The 17,095-nt window shown below is 40.8% G+C and carries 14 protein-coding genes and 2 tRNA genes; 3 read left to right on the top strand and 13 right to left on the bottom strand.

Features of this window, described 5'->3' with window-relative positions; translation table 11 throughout:
- Window positions 1-11: 11 nt before the first annotated feature.
- From tuf to EV194_RS04615, 8 genes are all read right to left on the bottom strand, one after another.
- The gene (tuf, locus tag EV194_RS04650; protein WP_132432585.1) at window positions 12-1,199 is read right to left on the bottom strand and encodes an elongation factor Tu; all 1,188 of its coding nucleotides are present in this window, start codon (window positions 1,197-1,199) and stop codon (window positions 12-14) included.
- A gap of 65 nt (window positions 1,200-1,264) precedes the next feature.
- Window positions 1,265-1,336: transfer RNA gene (locus EV194_RS04645), tRNA-Thr, on the bottom strand.
- 9 nt (window positions 1,337-1,345) lie between these two features.
- Window positions 1,346-1,418: transfer RNA gene (locus EV194_RS04640), tRNA-Gly, on the bottom strand.
- Between the two features lie 319 nt (window positions 1,419-1,737).
- On the bottom strand, window positions 1,738-2,037 hold the full coding sequence (hpf, locus tag EV194_RS04635; protein ID WP_132432583.1) for a ribosome hibernation-promoting factor, HPF/YfiA family: 300 nt from the start codon (window positions 2,035-2,037) through the stop codon (window positions 1,738-1,740).
- An 18-nt stretch (window positions 2,038-2,055) separates the two neighbouring features.
- Window positions 2,056-2,940, bottom strand: a complete 885-nt coding sequence (locus EV194_RS04630; protein ID WP_132432581.1) for a tyrosine-type recombinase/integrase — start codon at window positions 2,938-2,940, stop codon at window positions 2,056-2,058.
- Window positions 2,941-3,039: 99 nt separating this feature from the next.
- A complete protein-coding gene (gene rpsU, locus EV194_RS04625; protein ID WP_079556524.1) occupies window positions 3,040-3,231 on the bottom strand; it encodes a 30S ribosomal protein S21 in 192 nt (63 codons plus the stop codon).
- Window positions 3,232-3,391: 160 nt separating this feature from the next.
- Window positions 3,392-4,471: a helix-hairpin-helix domain-containing protein gene (locus tag EV194_RS04620; protein ID WP_132432580.1), complete on the bottom strand. Its 1,080-nt coding sequence runs from the start codon at window positions 4,469-4,471 to the stop codon at window positions 3,392-3,394.
- A gap of 47 nt (window positions 4,472-4,518) precedes the next feature.
- Window positions 4,519-5,862 (bottom strand): sodium-dependent transporter, encoded by a 1,344-nt coding sequence (locus EV194_RS04615; RefSeq protein ID WP_132432578.1) that lies wholly within the window; start codon window positions 5,860-5,862, stop codon window positions 4,519-4,521.
- 259 nt (window positions 5,863-6,121) lie between these two features.
- Here EV194_RS04615 and EV194_RS04610 point away from each other — a divergent pair, with 259 nt between their 5' ends.
- Window positions 6,122-7,117, top strand: a complete 996-nt coding sequence (locus tag EV194_RS04610) for a class II fructose-bisphosphate aldolase (RefSeq protein ID WP_132432576.1) — start codon at window positions 6,122-6,124, stop codon at window positions 7,115-7,117.
- Between the two features lie 179 nt (window positions 7,118-7,296).
- On the opposite strand, the gene tamL is transcribed toward EV194_RS04610, so the two are convergent.
- Window positions 7,297-9,627 (bottom strand): translocation and assembly module lipoprotein TamL, encoded by a 2,331-nt coding sequence (gene tamL / locus EV194_RS04605; RefSeq protein ID WP_132432574.1) that lies wholly within the window; start codon window positions 9,625-9,627, stop codon window positions 7,297-7,299.
- Between the two features lie 43 nt (window positions 9,628-9,670).
- On the opposite strand from tamL, the gene EV194_RS04600 reads away from it, so the two are divergent.
- Complete coding sequence (locus EV194_RS04600) at window positions 9,671-10,447, top strand: TrmH family RNA methyltransferase (protein ID WP_132432830.1); 777 nt, start codon at window positions 9,671-9,673, stop codon at window positions 10,445-10,447.
- Here the strand turns inward: EV194_RS04600 and EV194_RS04595 are convergent.
- The 4 genes from EV194_RS04595 to purL all read right to left on the bottom strand — a co-directional run bounded on the left by EV194_RS04595 (window position 10,437) and on the right by purL (window position 15,931).
- The gene (locus EV194_RS04595; RefSeq protein WP_132432572.1) at window positions 10,437-12,008 is read right to left on the bottom strand and encodes an NAD(P)/FAD-dependent oxidoreductase; all 1,572 of its coding nucleotides are present in this window, start codon (window positions 12,006-12,008) and stop codon (window positions 10,437-10,439) included. The two genes, EV194_RS04600 and EV194_RS04595, sit on opposite strands and share 11 nt — an antisense overlap.
- Before the next feature lie 190 nt (window positions 12,009-12,198).
- A complete protein-coding gene (gene porT, locus EV194_RS04590) occupies window positions 12,199-12,906 on the bottom strand; it encodes a type IX secretion/gliding motility protein PorT/SprT (RefSeq protein WP_132432570.1) in 708 nt (235 codons plus the stop codon).
- A 60-nt stretch (window positions 12,907-12,966) separates the two neighbouring features.
- Window positions 12,967-13,698, bottom strand: a complete 732-nt coding sequence (gene ubiE, locus EV194_RS04585) for a bifunctional demethylmenaquinone methyltransferase/2-methoxy-6-polyprenyl-1,4-benzoquinol methylase UbiE (protein WP_132432568.1) — start codon at window positions 13,696-13,698, stop codon at window positions 12,967-12,969.
- Window positions 13,699-13,705: 7 nt separating this feature from the next.
- The gene (gene purL, locus EV194_RS04580; RefSeq protein WP_132432566.1) at window positions 13,706-15,931 is read right to left on the bottom strand and encodes a phosphoribosylformylglycinamidine synthase subunit PurL; all 2,226 of its coding nucleotides are present in this window, start codon (window positions 15,929-15,931) and stop codon (window positions 13,706-13,708) included.
- Window positions 15,932-16,069: 138 nt separating this feature from the next.
- Between purL and EV194_RS04575 the strand changes: the two genes are divergently transcribed.
- Complete coding sequence (locus tag EV194_RS04575) at window positions 16,070-16,831, top strand: SDR family NAD(P)-dependent oxidoreductase (protein WP_132432564.1); 762 nt, start codon at window positions 16,070-16,072, stop codon at window positions 16,829-16,831.
- Window positions 16,832-17,095: the final 264 nt, after the last annotated feature.

The following is a 17,095-nucleotide window of genomic DNA, read 5'->3' as shown; positions in this document are numbered from 1 at the left end:
ATACAAACGTATTATTCTACAATCTCAGTAACCTGACCAGCTCCAACAGTACGTCCACCTTCGCGAATAGCGAAACGAAGACCTACGTTAACAGCAACAGGGTAGATAAGATCAACAGTGATAGTTACGTTGTCACCTGGCATTACCATTTCAGTTCCTTCTGGAAGAGTAATCTCACCAGTTACGTCAAGAGTACGCAAGTAGAACTGAGGACGATATTTGTTATGGAAAGGAGTGTGACGACCACCTTCTTCTTTCTTCAATACGTAGATCTCAGCTTTGATTTTAGTATGAGGATTGATTGATCCTGGCTTAGCCAAAACCATACCACGCTTGATCTCATTCTTATCAATACCACGCATCAACAAACCTACGTTGTCACCAGCTTGTCCTTCATCAAGAATTTTACGGAACATCTCAACTCCGGTACAAACAGTTTTCTTACCAGCTGCTCCAAGACCAATGATCTGCATCTCTTCTCCGGTTTTGATGATACCAGTTTCGATACGACCAGTAGCAACAGTACCACGACCTGTAATAGAAAACACGTCTTCAACTGGCATAAGGAATGGCTTTTCAACGTCACGTGGAGGAAGTGGAATCCACTCATCAACGGCGTTCATTAACTCCATAATTTTTTCTTCCCACTCAGCTTCTCCGTTAAGACCACCAAGAGCAGAACCTTTAATGATTGGAGTGTTGTCACCGTCAAAGTCATAGAAACTCAACAGGTCACGTACTTCCATTTCAACAAGTTCCAAAAGCTCCTCGTCGTCAACCATATCAACTTTGTTAAGGAAAACAACGATTTTTGGAACGTTTACCTGACGCGCCAACAGGATGTGCTCACGAGTCTGAGGCATAGGACCGTCGGTAGCAGCACAAACAAGAATAGCACCATCCATCTGAGCAGCACCAGTAACCATGTTCTTAACATAGTCGGCGTGACCAGGACAGTCAACGTGTGCATAGTGACGGTTTTCTGTCTGATATTCTACGTGTGCGGTATTAATGGTAATACCACGCTCTTTCTCTTCAGGAGCGTTGTCAATAGAATCGAAGCTTTTTACTTCACAAAAACCTTTTTTTGCCAGTACAGTTGTAATAGCAGCAGTAAGGGTAGTTTTACCATGGTCTACGTGACCGATGGTACCTACGTTAACGTGAGGCTTCGTCCTTTGAAATGTTTCTTTAGCCATAGTACGAAATTATTTAAGACAATTAGAACAATATTTAAACCGTATAAATATAAACTATTTAAATGAGCCAATGATGGGAATTGAACCCATGACCTCTTCCTTACCAAGGAAGCGCTCTACCCCTGAGCTACATCGGCGAAATTTTGAGCGGGAAACGGGACTCAAACCCGCGACCCTTAGCTTGGAAGGCTAATGCTCTATCAACTGAGCTATTCCCGCAATAATTTCAAAGCCTACAAAGTTAATGCATTTATAGGAAAAAATCTCTAAAAGAGCATTATAAATTATTTAACAGGCTTTGCTCATTTTCGTTGATTTCTTATGAATTCTAATTATATCATTGGTTAACTGAATGTTATCCCCTGATAAATTTTCACAAAAACCAACCGTTATTTCATTCCAATAGGCTGATCACCTTTGATAACCAGCCTATTGTATAACTTACATTTCAGATTACACACTAAAAATGGTGTGCAAATGTAAAATATTTTTCAAACAACACAAAATATTGTCTTCTTTTTTAATTTTCTTTTAGTGCTTATTTGGCTTTAATTTTTTCTTTTCTTTTTACCAATTGCTTACGAAGCGCCTCGCAGGCAGAATCAACAGATTCTTCGAAAGATTTGCTTTGCTTTTTGGCAAACAAATTATTCCCCGGAATGTCGAGGGTTATCTCCGCCAATTTGTTTTCAAGCGTTTCTGATTTGTCCAGACGCAATACGACTTCTGCCCCCAGAATCCCGTCAAAAAACTGTTCCAGTTTACCTACTTTCTGGTGAATGAACTGCTCAAGATGATCGGCAGTGTCAAAGTGTACTGATTGAATAGTAATGTTCATAATTACTCCTCCTTAGTTTTAAGCTCGCGGATGAGCTTGTTTATAAATAGCATTCAACTTCTCAAAAGTATTATGTGCATAAATCTGGGTTGCATTCAGGTTGGCATGACCCAGAAGTTCTTTTATGGCATTTAAATCGGCACCACGATTTAATAAAATCGTGGCAAATGTATGTCGCAAAACATGCGGACTTTTCTTGTCTATGGTTGTAACCAATTTCAGAGAACTATTAACAATTCGATAAACAAGTTTGCTATAGATTTTTTCTCCTTTGGCAGTCAGAAACAACCATGGAGAATAATTCTCTCCAAAAGTTTCATTCCTTATTTTATAATACGTATTAAACAGCGATATGGATTCATTTGTGAGAGGGATTAATCGTTCTTTACTACGCTTCCCAAGCACCTTTACCAAACCGGTTTTCAGATTAACATCGCGCACTTTCAATTCGGTTAGTTCCGTTAGACGCATCCCTGTACCATAAAACAATTCTAACACCAACTTGTTTCGCACACCTTCATAATCTGATCCGAAATCGACCATATCAAGAAGGGTTGTCATCTCGGTTTCTTTAACAAACACAGGCAACTTTTTGGGAATCTTTGGAAGATTAACAGTTAACGCTGGATTGTTCTCTACCAGTCCTTCTATTTGCAAATGCTTGTAGAAAGATTTGATGGACGAAATTTTACGATGTATGGTTTTAGAAGACATTCCGGATTCATGCATCTCCACGATCCATTTTCGGATATGGGCACGTCCGGCATTTGAGAGCAAGTGAATATCTGAGCCGCCCATAAAGCTAAAAAACTGCTTCAGGTCGCCATGGTAAGCGGTTAATGTATGTCGTGAGCAGCGCTTCTCAAACTCCAGATAATGTAGAAAACCCTCTATATGTTGCATTTACAAAAAATGTCTTATTTGTCCCCTCTCTCCTTACGAATATAAGGAAAAAAAAGGAGAAAAATAAGACATCTCATGCAAAAAAATATGTTGCAATCTCTATTCTTCCTCGCGCTGCAATTGCTGGATGTAAATTGCTTTCTTTTTTTGTTCTCTTTTTACAATAGAAGGTTTGGTGAAAGCCTGACGTGAACGCAGTTCACGCATGGTACCGGTTTTTTCAAACTTTCTTTTGAATTTCTTCAAAGCTCTCTCAATGTTTTCACCTTCTTTAATAGGTACTACTATCATAGCAATTTGTTTTTAATTTTTTTGGCTTGCAAAGATACGATTAATATGTAATAGTTCAATCTGTTATTTGAAAAAAAATGCACCTACGTGCGTTTTTTCAGAATGCAAAGAAAAGGAAGTTTCCGCATTGCGGCAAATATTTCTGCATATTTTTTTATAATCACTCATTATCAACACCTAAACATAAATAAAAACGCATCCTTTCCCAGGACAAATCACTCAACTCTTTCAATGTCTCAATTTCGTTTAAATTTCGGATGTTTCCGTTTTTCTGTCTGTAATCGACAATCTCTTTGGCATGAAAAAAACTGAGATAGGGATGCTCCCTGAGTTGTCGAACCGATGCTGTGTTAATGTTTATTGGGTTAACAACAATGGTATCTAAAACAAGATAGGGTTTGATGTCGCTAAATAAAACGGGTGAAATGCCGTACACCTCAGATATCTGATTAATGTCCACAAACCCACCCAATGCACGGCGATAGGCTACGATGCGGCGGCTCAAAACCGGCCCAATTCCTCGCAGCAACTGCCAATGAGCTGTATCGGCGAGATTGATGCTGATTCGTAAATCATCCATTACGGAAGTGTGTCGTTCCTGTTTTGCAATTAATGTGGGGTGTATTAGAATAATTAAGGAATCAATGGTCCAGGACTCCACTCTTTGAAGCTCGTATCTGGTCGGAAACCAGTGGCTGGATTGCCAATTGGTAAAGGAGTCAATCATGGATTGGCTCCATCCTATTTCCTCCAATAATTCGGGTGCAGTTCGATTCAGATCCAATGTGCGTATAGAATTAATATTCTCACTTAAAGATTGTTGTTGAGGCATCAAAGGAGCTGGAATTTCGATATAAGGTAAAAGAGAGTTTAACAGATCCTCTTCCACTCCATACACCCGCCCAACATCGGTAGGCTCATTAAACCTGCCACCTCTTTCCAGAAATCTGACCCAATTGTTTGCAGTCCGACGATCTACCCCCAGACGCAATAAGTCGTCAATGTCAATCTCATTTGGGTTAAAAGCAAAATAGGCTCGTTCAATTTGCTCATCAAAAGCATGAGGTATAATCGAAATAACTTTCAGCGGGATTGAATCTGATACAACTAATAAACTGGTATTGGGTTTATATAACAAAGGCATTGAAATCCTAAATACCAGAAGGATAAGGATTATTGCTACCAGGATAATAAATCCACGTTGTTCATTCCGAGTTAGGGACAGGTAATCTTTCCACATCTTTTTTTAGATGCAAAATATAAAGTGCCCTGCAAAAAGTCAATTTTTTAAAATCTTATTATTCCCAAAGCATTCAAAAACACCATGGCTATTGCAATGGGAGCTAAAAAACGAATGGCAGGTACAAATAACCTGAAGTAAAATGCTACTCTTCCATCAGCTTCAAGCTCCTCCCGTACAATCTTTTTCCCAAGGAACCACCCTACAAAAATCACGATTAATAAACCACCCAATGGTAACAGGATGTTAGACGAAGTATTTTCAAAGAAGTTAAATATGCGACCATCAACAGCTGACAATGCAGACAGAAAAGACATGCTGGCAGCAGCAATCCACGTGGCTTTTACCCGTTTAATTTTAAGTTCTTCCACAAAGTAAGCCACAACCACTTCCATAAGCGAAATAGAGGAGGTTAGTGCTGCTATTACCAGTAAGAAGAAAAACAAAACAGAGAAAAAATAACCTCCGGCCATTTGATTAAAAATTCCGGGTAGAATCATAAAAACCAGGCCGGGACCTTCCAACGACTCTTGTCCCGGCTGCAAACCAAAAGCAAAAACAGCGGGGAATATGGCAATTCCGGCAAGAATTGCAATGAATACATCGGTAATGGTTACAAAAACAGCAGTTTTACCAAGGCTCTCCCTTTTTTTTATGTAAGAACCATATGTTGCCATGACACCCATTCCAAGACTCAGAGAGAAAAATGCTTGCCCCAGTGCCATCATGACCGTATTTGTGGTTATAGCGCTAAAATCAGGCTTAAACAAAAATTCCAATCCGGCAGAGGCTCCATCCAAAGTTAGCGACCTAACACACAATACGAGAATAATAACGAGTAAAAGCGGCATTAAAATTTTGGTGTAGCGCTCTATTCCTTTTTTTATCCCGGACTGGACAATAATGGCAGTTATAAACATAAAAATGAGCATAAAAACAACCGGCCGCCAAGTAGATCCTGTGAGATAATCAAAAGTATGTTTAAGTTCGGCAGGGGTCATTCCTGCAAAGTGGTTTTTTAGTGCAAAAAAAGCATACTCCAGAGTCCACCCTGCCACAACCGCATAGAAAGAAAGAATCATAAAGGAAGCAGCAACCCCCATTAAACCAATAATCCACCACAAAGATCCGGGAGCGAGCTTTCGAAATGCTCCAAAAATACTCAATTGAGCCTTTCGGCCAATGAGCAACTCAGACAACATAACAGGAACACATATGGTAATGATAAATCCCAGATAGAGTAAAAGAAAAGCACCTCCCCCATTGTCGCCCAAAACATATGGAAACCGCCAAATGTTCCCTAACCCGATTGCAGATCCTGCTGCAGCAGCGATGACTCCAAATAGCCCCGTAAAATTATCCCGTTTGTTGGTCTGATCAAGCTTTGTCATAATATCTTTATATGGTACAATAATATTCTAGATTTGACTTTGTGAGCCAAATTTAATTTCAAAAAAAGAAAATTGTATGGTGTTACAGGTTAAAATTTCTCGTGCAAAGTTAAATTTTAGTTATAAAATCTCAAGAAACTTTCAGTTTTAGAAGAAAAATTGTAAAAGTGAGAAGGTTTCACTACTTTTGCGGTAGAATTATCATTGGGTATAAGACCATTGATATCACACGTAAAACCAATAATTAAACAATAGAAAAATGGCAATAAGTTACAAAGAATTAGGTCTTGTAAATAGCAAAGAGCTTTTTGCAAAAGCCGTTGCCGGAGGTTATGCCATCCCGGCATATAACTTCAATAACCTCGAGCAGCTTCAGTCAATTTTAATGGCTTGTGTAGAGACCAAATCACCGGTTATTCTTCAGGTATCGTCAGGTGCCCGTAAATACGCCAATGCAACTTTACTCAGAAACATGGCTAAAGGAGCGGTTGAATATGTAAAAGAGCTTGGATGTGAAATTCCTATCGTTTTGCATCTAGACCACGGCGATACTTTTGAGCTTTGCAAAGAGTGTATCGACAGCGGATTCTCTTCTGTTATGATTGATGGTTCACACCACTCATACGAAGAGAACATAGCGTTAACCAAAAAAGTAGTTGAGTACGCTCATTCTAAAGGTGTAACCGTTGAGGGAGAGCTAGGAATTCTTGCCGGCGTTGAAGACGACGTTGTTGCAGAAGAGTCTACTTATACACGCCCTGAAGAGGTTGAAGATTTCGTTAAACGTACCGGAGTTGACTCACTGGCTATTTCTATCGGAACTTCTCACGGAGCTCACAAATTTACACCAGAGCAGTGTACCAAAAACGAAGATGGAGTTTTGGTTCCTCCCCCATTGAAGTTCGAGATTCTTGAAGAGATAGAAAAAAGAATCCCCGGATTCCCAATTGTACTTCATGGAGCATCTTCAGTTCCAGTGGAGCATGTGAATACCATTAATGAAAACGGTGGAGCCATTAAAGCTGCAGTTGGAATTCCTGAGGAGCAATTGCGTAAGGCGGCAAAATCAGCCGTTTGCAAAATCAACATCGACTCAGACGGCCGTTTAGCAATGACTGCTGCCGTTCGCAAAGTAATGGCAGAAAATCCAGGTGAGTTTGACCCCAGAAAATATCTTGGACCTGCTCGTGATGCTTTAAAGGAGTTATATATGCACAAAAACAAAAATGTTTTAGGTTCAGCCGGAAAAGCTTAATCAAATCATTTTAGAAAATATAAAAAGGAGTTTCCGTTATGGAAACTCCTTTTTGTTTCTTAACTAGTGTCAATTCAAATCTGAATTATCTCCCTCGCTTACCCCTAGCCCCGTTCGACTGAGATTTCCCCAAAATTAAAGTCCACTGACTAAACCAATGGCATAAAATCGTCCCATTTTCAGAAAGGATATCCAATGGCAAAATTAAATGCGACATCATTCCAATTATAGCTTCTGGAAAAAGGAATCCATCTGTCACCAGAAAGCTCTGCCGGATCCCGAAGTTTCAGACCAGTATCAATTCTGAAAATAAAGTAGTTAAAGTCAAATCGCGTACCAAACCCTGTGCCGACAGCAAGTTGACGATAAAAACGGTCAAACTCAAAAAGGCCATCCTCCATACTACCTTCAGGACGAATGCCCCAGATGTTTCCCACATCAACAAACAATGCTCCTTCCAGAAGCCAAAATAATGGGAAACGATATTCCACATTGGCCTCTAGTTTAATATCAGCGGTCTGGTTGTACCATGTTAATCGGTCATCGGACGAAGAACCAGGCCCCAGACCCCTTACGGGCCAGGCCCTTATGCTATTGGCTCCTCCGGAAAAGTATCTTTTTTCGAATGGCAGTACATTAAGGTTTCCGTAAGGAATTCCTACTCCTCCAAAAAACCTGTAGGTAAGAGATGTGTATCTGTCAATGGGACTGTGGTAGCGGACGTCTATGTCCGCTTTCAAATATTGTGCATACCTTATCCCGAGAATGGTATTATACCCATCCTGCATATTTTCAGACCATAAAGGAGCCATCAGATCAAGGATATTCCCTGCAGATTCAAGTGACAATCTCAAATACCAGAAATTGCGCCATCGTTGACCAATTTCCTGCTGATTAAAGATATAGGTATAGTTGAGGTTGGCAATGAGGTGATCTTCATATGCATAACGCAGAAACGACTCATCAATAATGGCTTTAAAAGCATCGCTGACACTGGGAATATTAACAAGATTGAAGTCCAATGGGAAGAATGAATGTGTACTATACCTGGAAGCACGCCATGTGTAACCCATACGAGCATTTACAATTGTGCGTGTATAATCTGGTCGTCGCTGATAGTTATATGCAGCGGCAATGGTTGTTTTCGGATTGTATCTTTGTCTGAACCTTTCAATCCTGACAGGAAGCAAAAACTGCGGGAATACGACCGAACCCTCTGCTCCAAACTCCATGGTATTGAACTGCTCTTTGCTACCGCTGCGCATTACGAACTGATTTTGCCTGGCTACCCTGGTATTGAGAGTAAATAGTTCGGCTCCATTAAAAATATTTTTATGTTGGTACTTGATATTACCCGCAGCACCGAGATTTCCTGATGAGTTGGTTCCTTCAACCTCAAGAGCGTATGACTGATATTTACCAGGTACCACATGTATTACACAATCCAGAATTTTATTCCCATGCTCGTCAAACTCCCCTTCAAGCTCCCTAAAACGGATATTGATATATCTGAATATGCGCAAATCGCTCAGCAATATTTGAGTTCTTTCAACCTGACTACTGCGAAATAACCCTCCCGGCATGATGCTGTTACTGTTTAGGAGAACTTCCGGCTTAAAGTCCAGTTCATCTTCAAACACGAAATAGAACCCTTGGTAAAACAAAGTGTCAGCCTGAAAATCAGGACGAATTCCATCAATTGATCTCTCCTGGGGGTCTATACCAACCTGAAAAAATACATTTCTGATGGAATATCGGGCATGGTTTCCCGACTCTGTTCTACCTGACATATTTTGAGGAGGAGGTATAATAACCAATGTGTCATTCACTCTGTGGTTCCCAACTGAACTGTCCGCTAAAAAATAGATAAATTCTCTGGAAAAATTGAAGAACCCGTTATTCCTTAGGTTTTCAGTTATTCGGTCTCTTTCCTGATTATGCATCTGAACTGTAAAACCGCGCCCCCGACGCAAAAAGGTGTTTGTAGTATCGCTTAAAACGTATGGACGGATGCTGTCATCATCAATTCTGTAGTAAACATTGTTTAACCGATAGCGCGGACCAGATTCAACCGTGTACTTTACTCTGGCACGTCTACGGGTTGGAAAAGTTACGGTATCAGAAACCTCTGCAAGATAGTACCCCCTGTTTCTTAAAAACAATTGCATTTGATCAACTGAACGATCAACCAATGTTGAGTCATAAATAACCGGGGCTTCTCCAATGCGGCGTAACCATCTGTTAAACCCCTTTGAATCATCGCGCCCTGACAAATTATAAATACCAAGGTGCAATTTCCAAAATCCGAGAATTCGCAGATTTTCCTGTTGCCTGATGTATCCCCGCAGATCATCACGGGAAATATCCCTGGCATCATTTCTGATTTGTACGCGCGTAAGTAAACGTTCCCCCTCGGGAACGTACTTCGTGCTGCGACATCCCGGCAGAAGCACAAACAAAATAAAAATAAAAAAAACAAGCAGGTTTGCTCTATCTGTTCTGAATATCATTTACAGTTTATTACTTTTGCAAACAAAGGTAAAAAAAATGATGATGCTAAGTAAATCCCAAAAGAAACTGATTGCCTCTATGGGGCAAAAAAAATACCGTGACCTCCATGGACTTTTTTTGGCTGAAGGAAACAAAACCGTGAACGAATTCATATCAGCGGGTATAGTTCCTCATTTACTTATTGTGTCAGACGATTGGTTACCTGATAATCCCGAATTGATAACGGAGAATTTAATTCACGTTTCACGCAATGAACTATCATCTGTTTCGTTTCTAAAAACGCCCAAAGGCGTTTTAGCTCTGTTTCCTCAGTTTAAATATCATCTCAATAATAGTGCCATTCAAAATAAAACAGTTTTAATTCTCGACGGGATACAAGACCCAGGAAACCTTGGCACCATCATACGAATTGCAGACTGGTTTGGGATAGAGCATATTGTTTGCAGTATCGACACTGCCGACTTTTACAATCCCAAAGTGGTACAAGCCACTATGGGTTCTGCCGTCAGGGTTCCCGTTCACTACACTGACTTGCCGGAGTTTATTGTCAGATATAAAAATGAGACGCAAAACCCCGTTTATGGAACTTATCCGGGATGCAACAATCTTTATCACTCGGAGTTATCCGAGGGGTGCCTGATCATCATTGGTAACGAAGGAAATGGCATTCGTCCGGAGGTTGACCATCTGGTAACCGGTAGAATATCCATTCCATCATATCCCGGAGGGGAAAAAACATCCGAATCGTTAAATGCAGGAGTTGCCACAGCAATTATCTGTTCCGAATTCAGAAGGCGACTTATGATGCCTAATCCTTAACAAGTCCCAAAGAGCGCGCAACCATGTCGGCACAGCGCTCGCCATCAAGTGCAGAAGAAGCAATACCTCCGGCATAACCGGCACCTTCTCCGCATGGGTAAAGTTTCTTGATCTGTATGTGTTCGAGAGTTGAAGAGTCTCTCGGAATTCTGACAGGCGAAGATGTGCGGCTTTCTGTCCCCAAAACAATGGCTTCGTCAGTGAGAAACCCTTTGGCCCATTTACCAAACATTTTGAATCCTTCACGCAACCTTGCTGAGATTATTTCTGGAAGAATGAAGTGCAGCGGAGCACTAATCACACCCGGAATGTATGATGTTTCAGGAAGATCAAATGATAGTTTTCCATTCACAAAGTCCACCAATCCCTGCGCCGGAGCAACATTATTCTTTCCTCCGTTCACAAAGCACAGTTTTTCAACCTCCTTTTGAAAAACCAGCCCGGCCAAATCACCGTGCTTTTTATATCCGTCCAGATCCTGAGAATGAATCTCCACGACCATTCCACTGTTGGCAAAAGGAGAATTTCGTCCCGATGCCGACATCCCGTTAACGACCATCTCCTGTTCTCCTGTCATTGCAGGGACAATAATTCCACCCGGACACATGCAAAACGAATAAACACCACGATTTTCAACCTGACAGGAAAAGTTGTATGATGCAGCTGGCAGATACTCTCCTCTTCCCTCGGGTGAATGGTACTGTATCTGATCAATCAGATGCTGAGGATGCTCCACCCTGACGCCCATTGCCCAAGTTTTTGCTTCCAGTTTAATTGCTCTGTAATGCAGCATCTCATAAACATCGCGAGCTGAATGTCCGGTGGCCAAAATAAGAGCTTCCCCAAAAATTTTCTCATCGTTAGAAGTAACCACTCCACACACCGTATCACCATCAATGATGAGGTCTTTTACTTTGGTTTCGAAACGAACTTCGCCCCCTGCATTAATAATTGTTTCCCTGATGTTTTTAATAACTCCTGGCAATTTATCTGTACCGATGTGAGGATGAGCGTCTATTAAAATATCCTGATGAGCACCATGAAAACATAATATTTCCAAAAAACGCTTAAAGTCTCCTCGCTTAGTGCTTCGGGTATAAAGTTTTCCATCAGAAAAAGTTCCTGCACCACCTTCGCCAAAAGCATAGTTGGAATCAGGATTAACCGGATGGTTGCGGTTGAGCAAGGCGACATCCCTTTTTCGATCGCTTACGGACTTTCCCCTTTCAAGTATGATTGGTTTTAAACCGTGTTCAATCAACCTCAACGCAGCAAAAAGCCCTCCCGGGCCGGCTCCTGCAATAATCACCTCAGGCGAACGGCTGACATCAGGGTAATCAAAAGAGGCCATTTCTGGTTTTATCATTGGCGCATTGGCCCAGGCCATGATATGAAGTTGTATCATGACTGGCGCACGTCGTGCATCAATTGAACGTTTACGAATGTAATATCCTGTTACTTTTGAAGGCTTCACCTTCAAAGCAGATGCGATAAGTGATAACACCTTAGCATCATCATAAGCCTCCTGGGGAGTAATTCTGAGTACAACCTCTTTTTTCATTAACTACAGAGCGTTAGATCATCGAGTCAATCCTCTCAGGGATTGATGCTGATCTTCAAATTATGAAGAATCAGAAGTGATAAACTAAAAAACGACATTTTTGCAAATATATCATATCGGATTGATTTATCCTTATAAATATATCAGCGTCTTTACTAAATAACCGTTAAGACATCAAAAAACTGATGGTTTACTCGAAATAAAAGGTGAGAACAAAAATGCGGGATGTTAGCCTGTCCAAAACATTTGTGTATAGAACATCTTCAGGCTCTCCGGTTCCTTCCGGACTTAATACATTCAACATGCCCACAGAAATTTTCAATTCGGTAGAAAATCTGAAGTAGCTCATATAGGAGTCGATTCCCGCACCTAATTCCCAGTAGAGGTCGAAAGGACGCATTAATATCCCGTCCTTTTTACTTTTGGCAAGGTCGAAACGGGGATTAACGCCGGCCACCAGATATGGTTTTGCATTGGTCATTCTGGCACCATTGAACTTTATGAGAATGGGGCATTCAATGAAAGTTGACTTAACCTCAAGGGGCCATCTGTCTTCTTCTCCATCATTGCTGATAAAGTGTAAATCTCGCTGACCAAAACTGATTCCCGGCAACAATCGCAAGTTCAGGTACTGATTGAGCCTGAAGCTTGTAACCATACCGATATTAATTCCCGGGTTGAGATTTACTACATCGGCATATCTCATCTCCGTTCCTGTCACATCAGATGGATTTGCATGAACCACTCTAAAATCCATAGTGTTTAACCCGATCAGAAATCCAAAGTTCAGATGACGATCATCAAAAGAAGGCAAGTTTGGCACCCTTCTTTTTGATGGCTGCGCAGCCAATGCGAAACACACCAGGATAAACAGGATTATGGAAACAACTTTCTTCATCTGAAGTCGGATATCAAAAAAACATAATGGTTTAGCGAATAAAACGAATAATCACTGATATTATTGCAAAGACTTCGTTGCAATATAAATTGAAGCAATACCTAAACTCAGTCTATGAGTCTTTATGTCATCAAAACCAGCCATCATCAATTCCTGTTCAAACTCTGCACCCTCGGGGAAGGCCATAACGGAGGCCGACAAGTATGAATAAGCCTCTCTGTCTTTGGAAAAAAGAGCTCCGCAAAACGGAATCAGTCGATTGAAATAACATCGGTAAAATTGCTTCATGGGAAAAACATTTGGCCTGGAGAACTCCAATACGATGATTTTTCCGCCGGGTTTAAGTACCCGGTTAATCTCAATCAATCCAAGATTCAAGTTACCAAAATTTCTGACACCAAAAGCCACTGTGGCCACATCAAATTTACCATTCGGAAAGGGGATGGCTTCTGAATCGGCTTCGGTTAGCATAATGGTGTTTTGTAAACCTCGGCTTAACACCTTTTTCCTGGCAATATTAAGCATCCCCGGAGAAATATCGATGGCATGAATGGCTGTAGGACGACTGGCAGCAAGAGCTAAAGCCAAATCACCGGTACCAGTTGCTACATCAAGGATAACTGGATTTTTAGTTTTTTTTACCTCGTCAACAACCTTTCGACGCCAGTCTTTATCAATTCCAAATGAGAATAAATGATTCAACAAGTCGTATTGAGGGGCTATTTTATTGAACATGTATGTAACCTGTTCTTTTTTTGTGCCCCTTTGTTGAGTATACGGAACTATATCCATTTCTTTTCTATTTCCCTTCTACCCAGCTTTTCAACTGGCTTTCAAACACTTTTTTCAACTCATCTACATATCCGTACGACTCATCATCAATACGAACCTCTCCCTTTGTTACATGCCCGAGAATTGAAAACGGAAACTCCTGCTCAACCATGTAATCCACAAACATATCCTGCTTTTCGGCAGAAACAGAAACAATTACCCTGCTTTGAGATTCTCCAAAAAGAAACGCATCCTTTCTGATTTCTGCATCAGTGGTTATATCAAACCCAAACTCCAATGGAGTAGCGCACTCCAAAAGGGTAAAGAAAAGTCCGCCATTTGAAACATCATGTACAGACCGAACCAGATCGGCCTCTATCATCCCTGAAACAACCTGATGCAATTCTCGCTCCTCTTCGGGATCGTAATAAGGAGGTAGCGAAACATTAACTCGGTGAACTTTCCTGATGTATTCCGATCCGTTTACATCATTTCGTGACCGCCCTACCAAAAAGATCATGTCCCCTTTATGTCTGAACGTTAATGTGGTGTGCTTTGCTGAATCCTTTAAGAGCCCTACCATTCCGATAATTGGTGATGGGGTGATGGGAACAATTTGCCCATCGATGGATCTTTGGTTGTAAAAACTCACATTCCCACTTATAACCGGAACATTGAACAGTTTGCAGGCTTCGGCTATTCCTTTCACAGAAGCAACAAAGGCTCCATAAGCCTTTGGCTCGTTTGGGTTACCAAAATTCAAACAATCAGATACGGCCAATGGTTTTCCTCCGGCACAAACTATATTTCTTGCAGCTTCAGCAACAGCAATCTGTGCACCCTTGTATGCATCAGTTGTCATGTAACCAGGATTACAATCCATAGTGGCTACCAATGCCTTACCATTATGCTCCACTTCAATAATAGATGCATCGGAAGGATATTTGCTACTCATTGCCTGTGGACGAAGAGATTTCGAAAATTTCTTACTCAACCATTTTTTTGACACCAGGTTTAACGAACTCATCATTTGTTTTACCACAGCCGGATAGTGATCAGGCTCAGGAAGTTCTTCCAAATCACAAATAACGACCTCTTTCCCATCAAGTTCATATTCGGGCTCATATATTGGTGCCTTTCCTCCAAGACCTAAATAATCCACAGGAATACTTATTAGAGACTCACTATCTTCAACAAGATTGAATAGTCCGTCATCCGTTACTTCTCCAATAACTCCAAATTCAACTCCGGCCTTTCTGGCAATTGATTCAATCTGTTCTTTATGCTCCGGCTCAAAACACACCAACATTCTTCCCCATGTTTCGGAGATCAGGATATCACGGGGAGATAACCCGGGGTTCTGCAAAGGAATGTTGGCGGTGGTCACTTTAACCCCTGACTTTCCGCGAGCAGCCATCTCAGTCACAGCACCCGCAATACCCTGTGCACCAATCGGTTGAACGCCGATTGCCAGTTTCTTTTCTATCAGTTTTCGAATAATTTTATAAAGTGATTTTTCAACTTCAACATTCTTCAATCTGTCCAGTGATAACCCTTTAACTCCATTGTCGGTGATAAAATCAGCAGCAAATGCATCTCCATCAATGCCATCATCTCCTGTTGAAACGCCTACTACAGCAATCAAATTTCCTTTACCTTTAGCAACAGCAGAGATTAGGTCTTCCTTGTTGGCAACACCTACCACCATGTTATTGACAATGGGGCTTGAATTAAAGGCATCGCAGAAGAACACCTCTCCTCCCACAACAGGTACACCAAACCCTTTTTCAAAATCAGCAAGTCCGGTAATCACCTCTTCAAACAACCATCGGGCAGTGTCCCTCACGCCATTTCCAAATCGCAAAGAATCAAGAAAAGCCAAAGGCTTTGCTCCCATGGTAAAAATATCCCGGGTAACCACTCTTAATCCGGTAGAAGCGCCAAGTCTTGGTTGTACAGCACATGGATGGTTATGAGACTCTACTTTAAAGACACATACCTGTCCGTCTCCTATATCAATTGCTCCTGCACTCTCTTTTCCTGCCTCAACAACAACCCCGTCTCCTTTTACAGGAAGAATCTCAAGCCACTTCAAGGAGTTTTTATAACTGGCATGCTCAGACCAGAGAATTGAAAAAATCTCCAATTCGATTATGTTCGGAGTTCTACCCAATATTGATTTTATTTGTGCGAATTCCTCAGATGTTAAATTAAAGGATTCGGCATCATGAATTGTTGTTTCCTGAATGGACATAGCTGATGTTTTAAAAATAGTATTCCAGTCACAAATGTAAGCAATGTTGCTTTGACAATAATATAAATGCAACTAAATTCGTAGTTGAAAATAATAAAATTCGGTCACAATACAAATGCATTCATCAAATATACGTTTATGAGAAAAAGAGCACTCGTTACCGGAGCGACCTCCGGAATTGGCGAAGCCACAGCAATAAAACTGGCCGATTTGGGCTACAACCTAATCATTACAGGACGAAGAAGGGAACGACTGACAACTTTACAAAAGAAATTAGAATTAAAAGGCGTATCCATTACTACTCTCGCTTTTGACATACGTAAAAAGCAAGAGGTTGAGGATGCATGGAACCAATTATCTGCTGAGGAGTTAAAGATAGATATCCTGGTTAACAACGCAGGACTTGCCTCCGGCCTTGATCCAATTCATAATGGAAAACTGGATGATTGGGAAGCAATGATTGATACCAATCTTAAAGGACTTCTCTATATTAGTCGTCTTGTATCTCCCGGAATGGTTGAGAGAAGATCAGGACACATTATCAATGTTAGTTCCATAGCGGGCGTTGAAGTTTATGCCAATGGGAATGTATATTGCGCATCAAAACACGCCGTACAGGCTCTAACCAAGGGAATGAGAATTGACCTGCTTCCATATAGCATTAAAGTGTCAAGCATTTCTCCGGGAATGGTCGATACAGAATTTTCCACGGTAAGATTCCACGGTGATAAGAAAAAAGCCGATGACGTTTATAAAGACCTGACACCTTTATACGCAAACGATGTGGCAGAGGCTATTGAATTTATAATTACTCGTCCGCCACATGTAAATGTGAATGATATGTTGCTGATGCCAACAAATCAAGCAAGTGCCACGTGTACACATAGAAAAAACAAGTAAAATACAACAACCATCATCTGTTTTTACTTATGTAAAAACACTGCTGAAAAACAACATACAACCACCATAGACAAAACAATTTTCGATTTTAGCAAAATCAAGGATGTTTATATCCTTTTTTAATCAAAATTGGTTAAACCTTTCTGCTTCTTTAGCTGTTAAATTATTAAACAGTGCAAAATAGTTTCGGTTTGTTAAAAACCAGAAACATCTACTAAACAACCATTTATACTTATTTATGATTGATTTAAAATCTAATCATTC

It is taken from the genome of Natronoflexus pectinivorans (assembly GCF_004345615.1).
Taxonomy (GTDB): Bacteria; Bacteroidota; Bacteroidia; order Bacteroidales; family Marinilabiliaceae; genus Natronoflexus; species Natronoflexus pectinivorans.
This window is presented reverse-complemented; position numbering and strand designations above follow the sequence as displayed.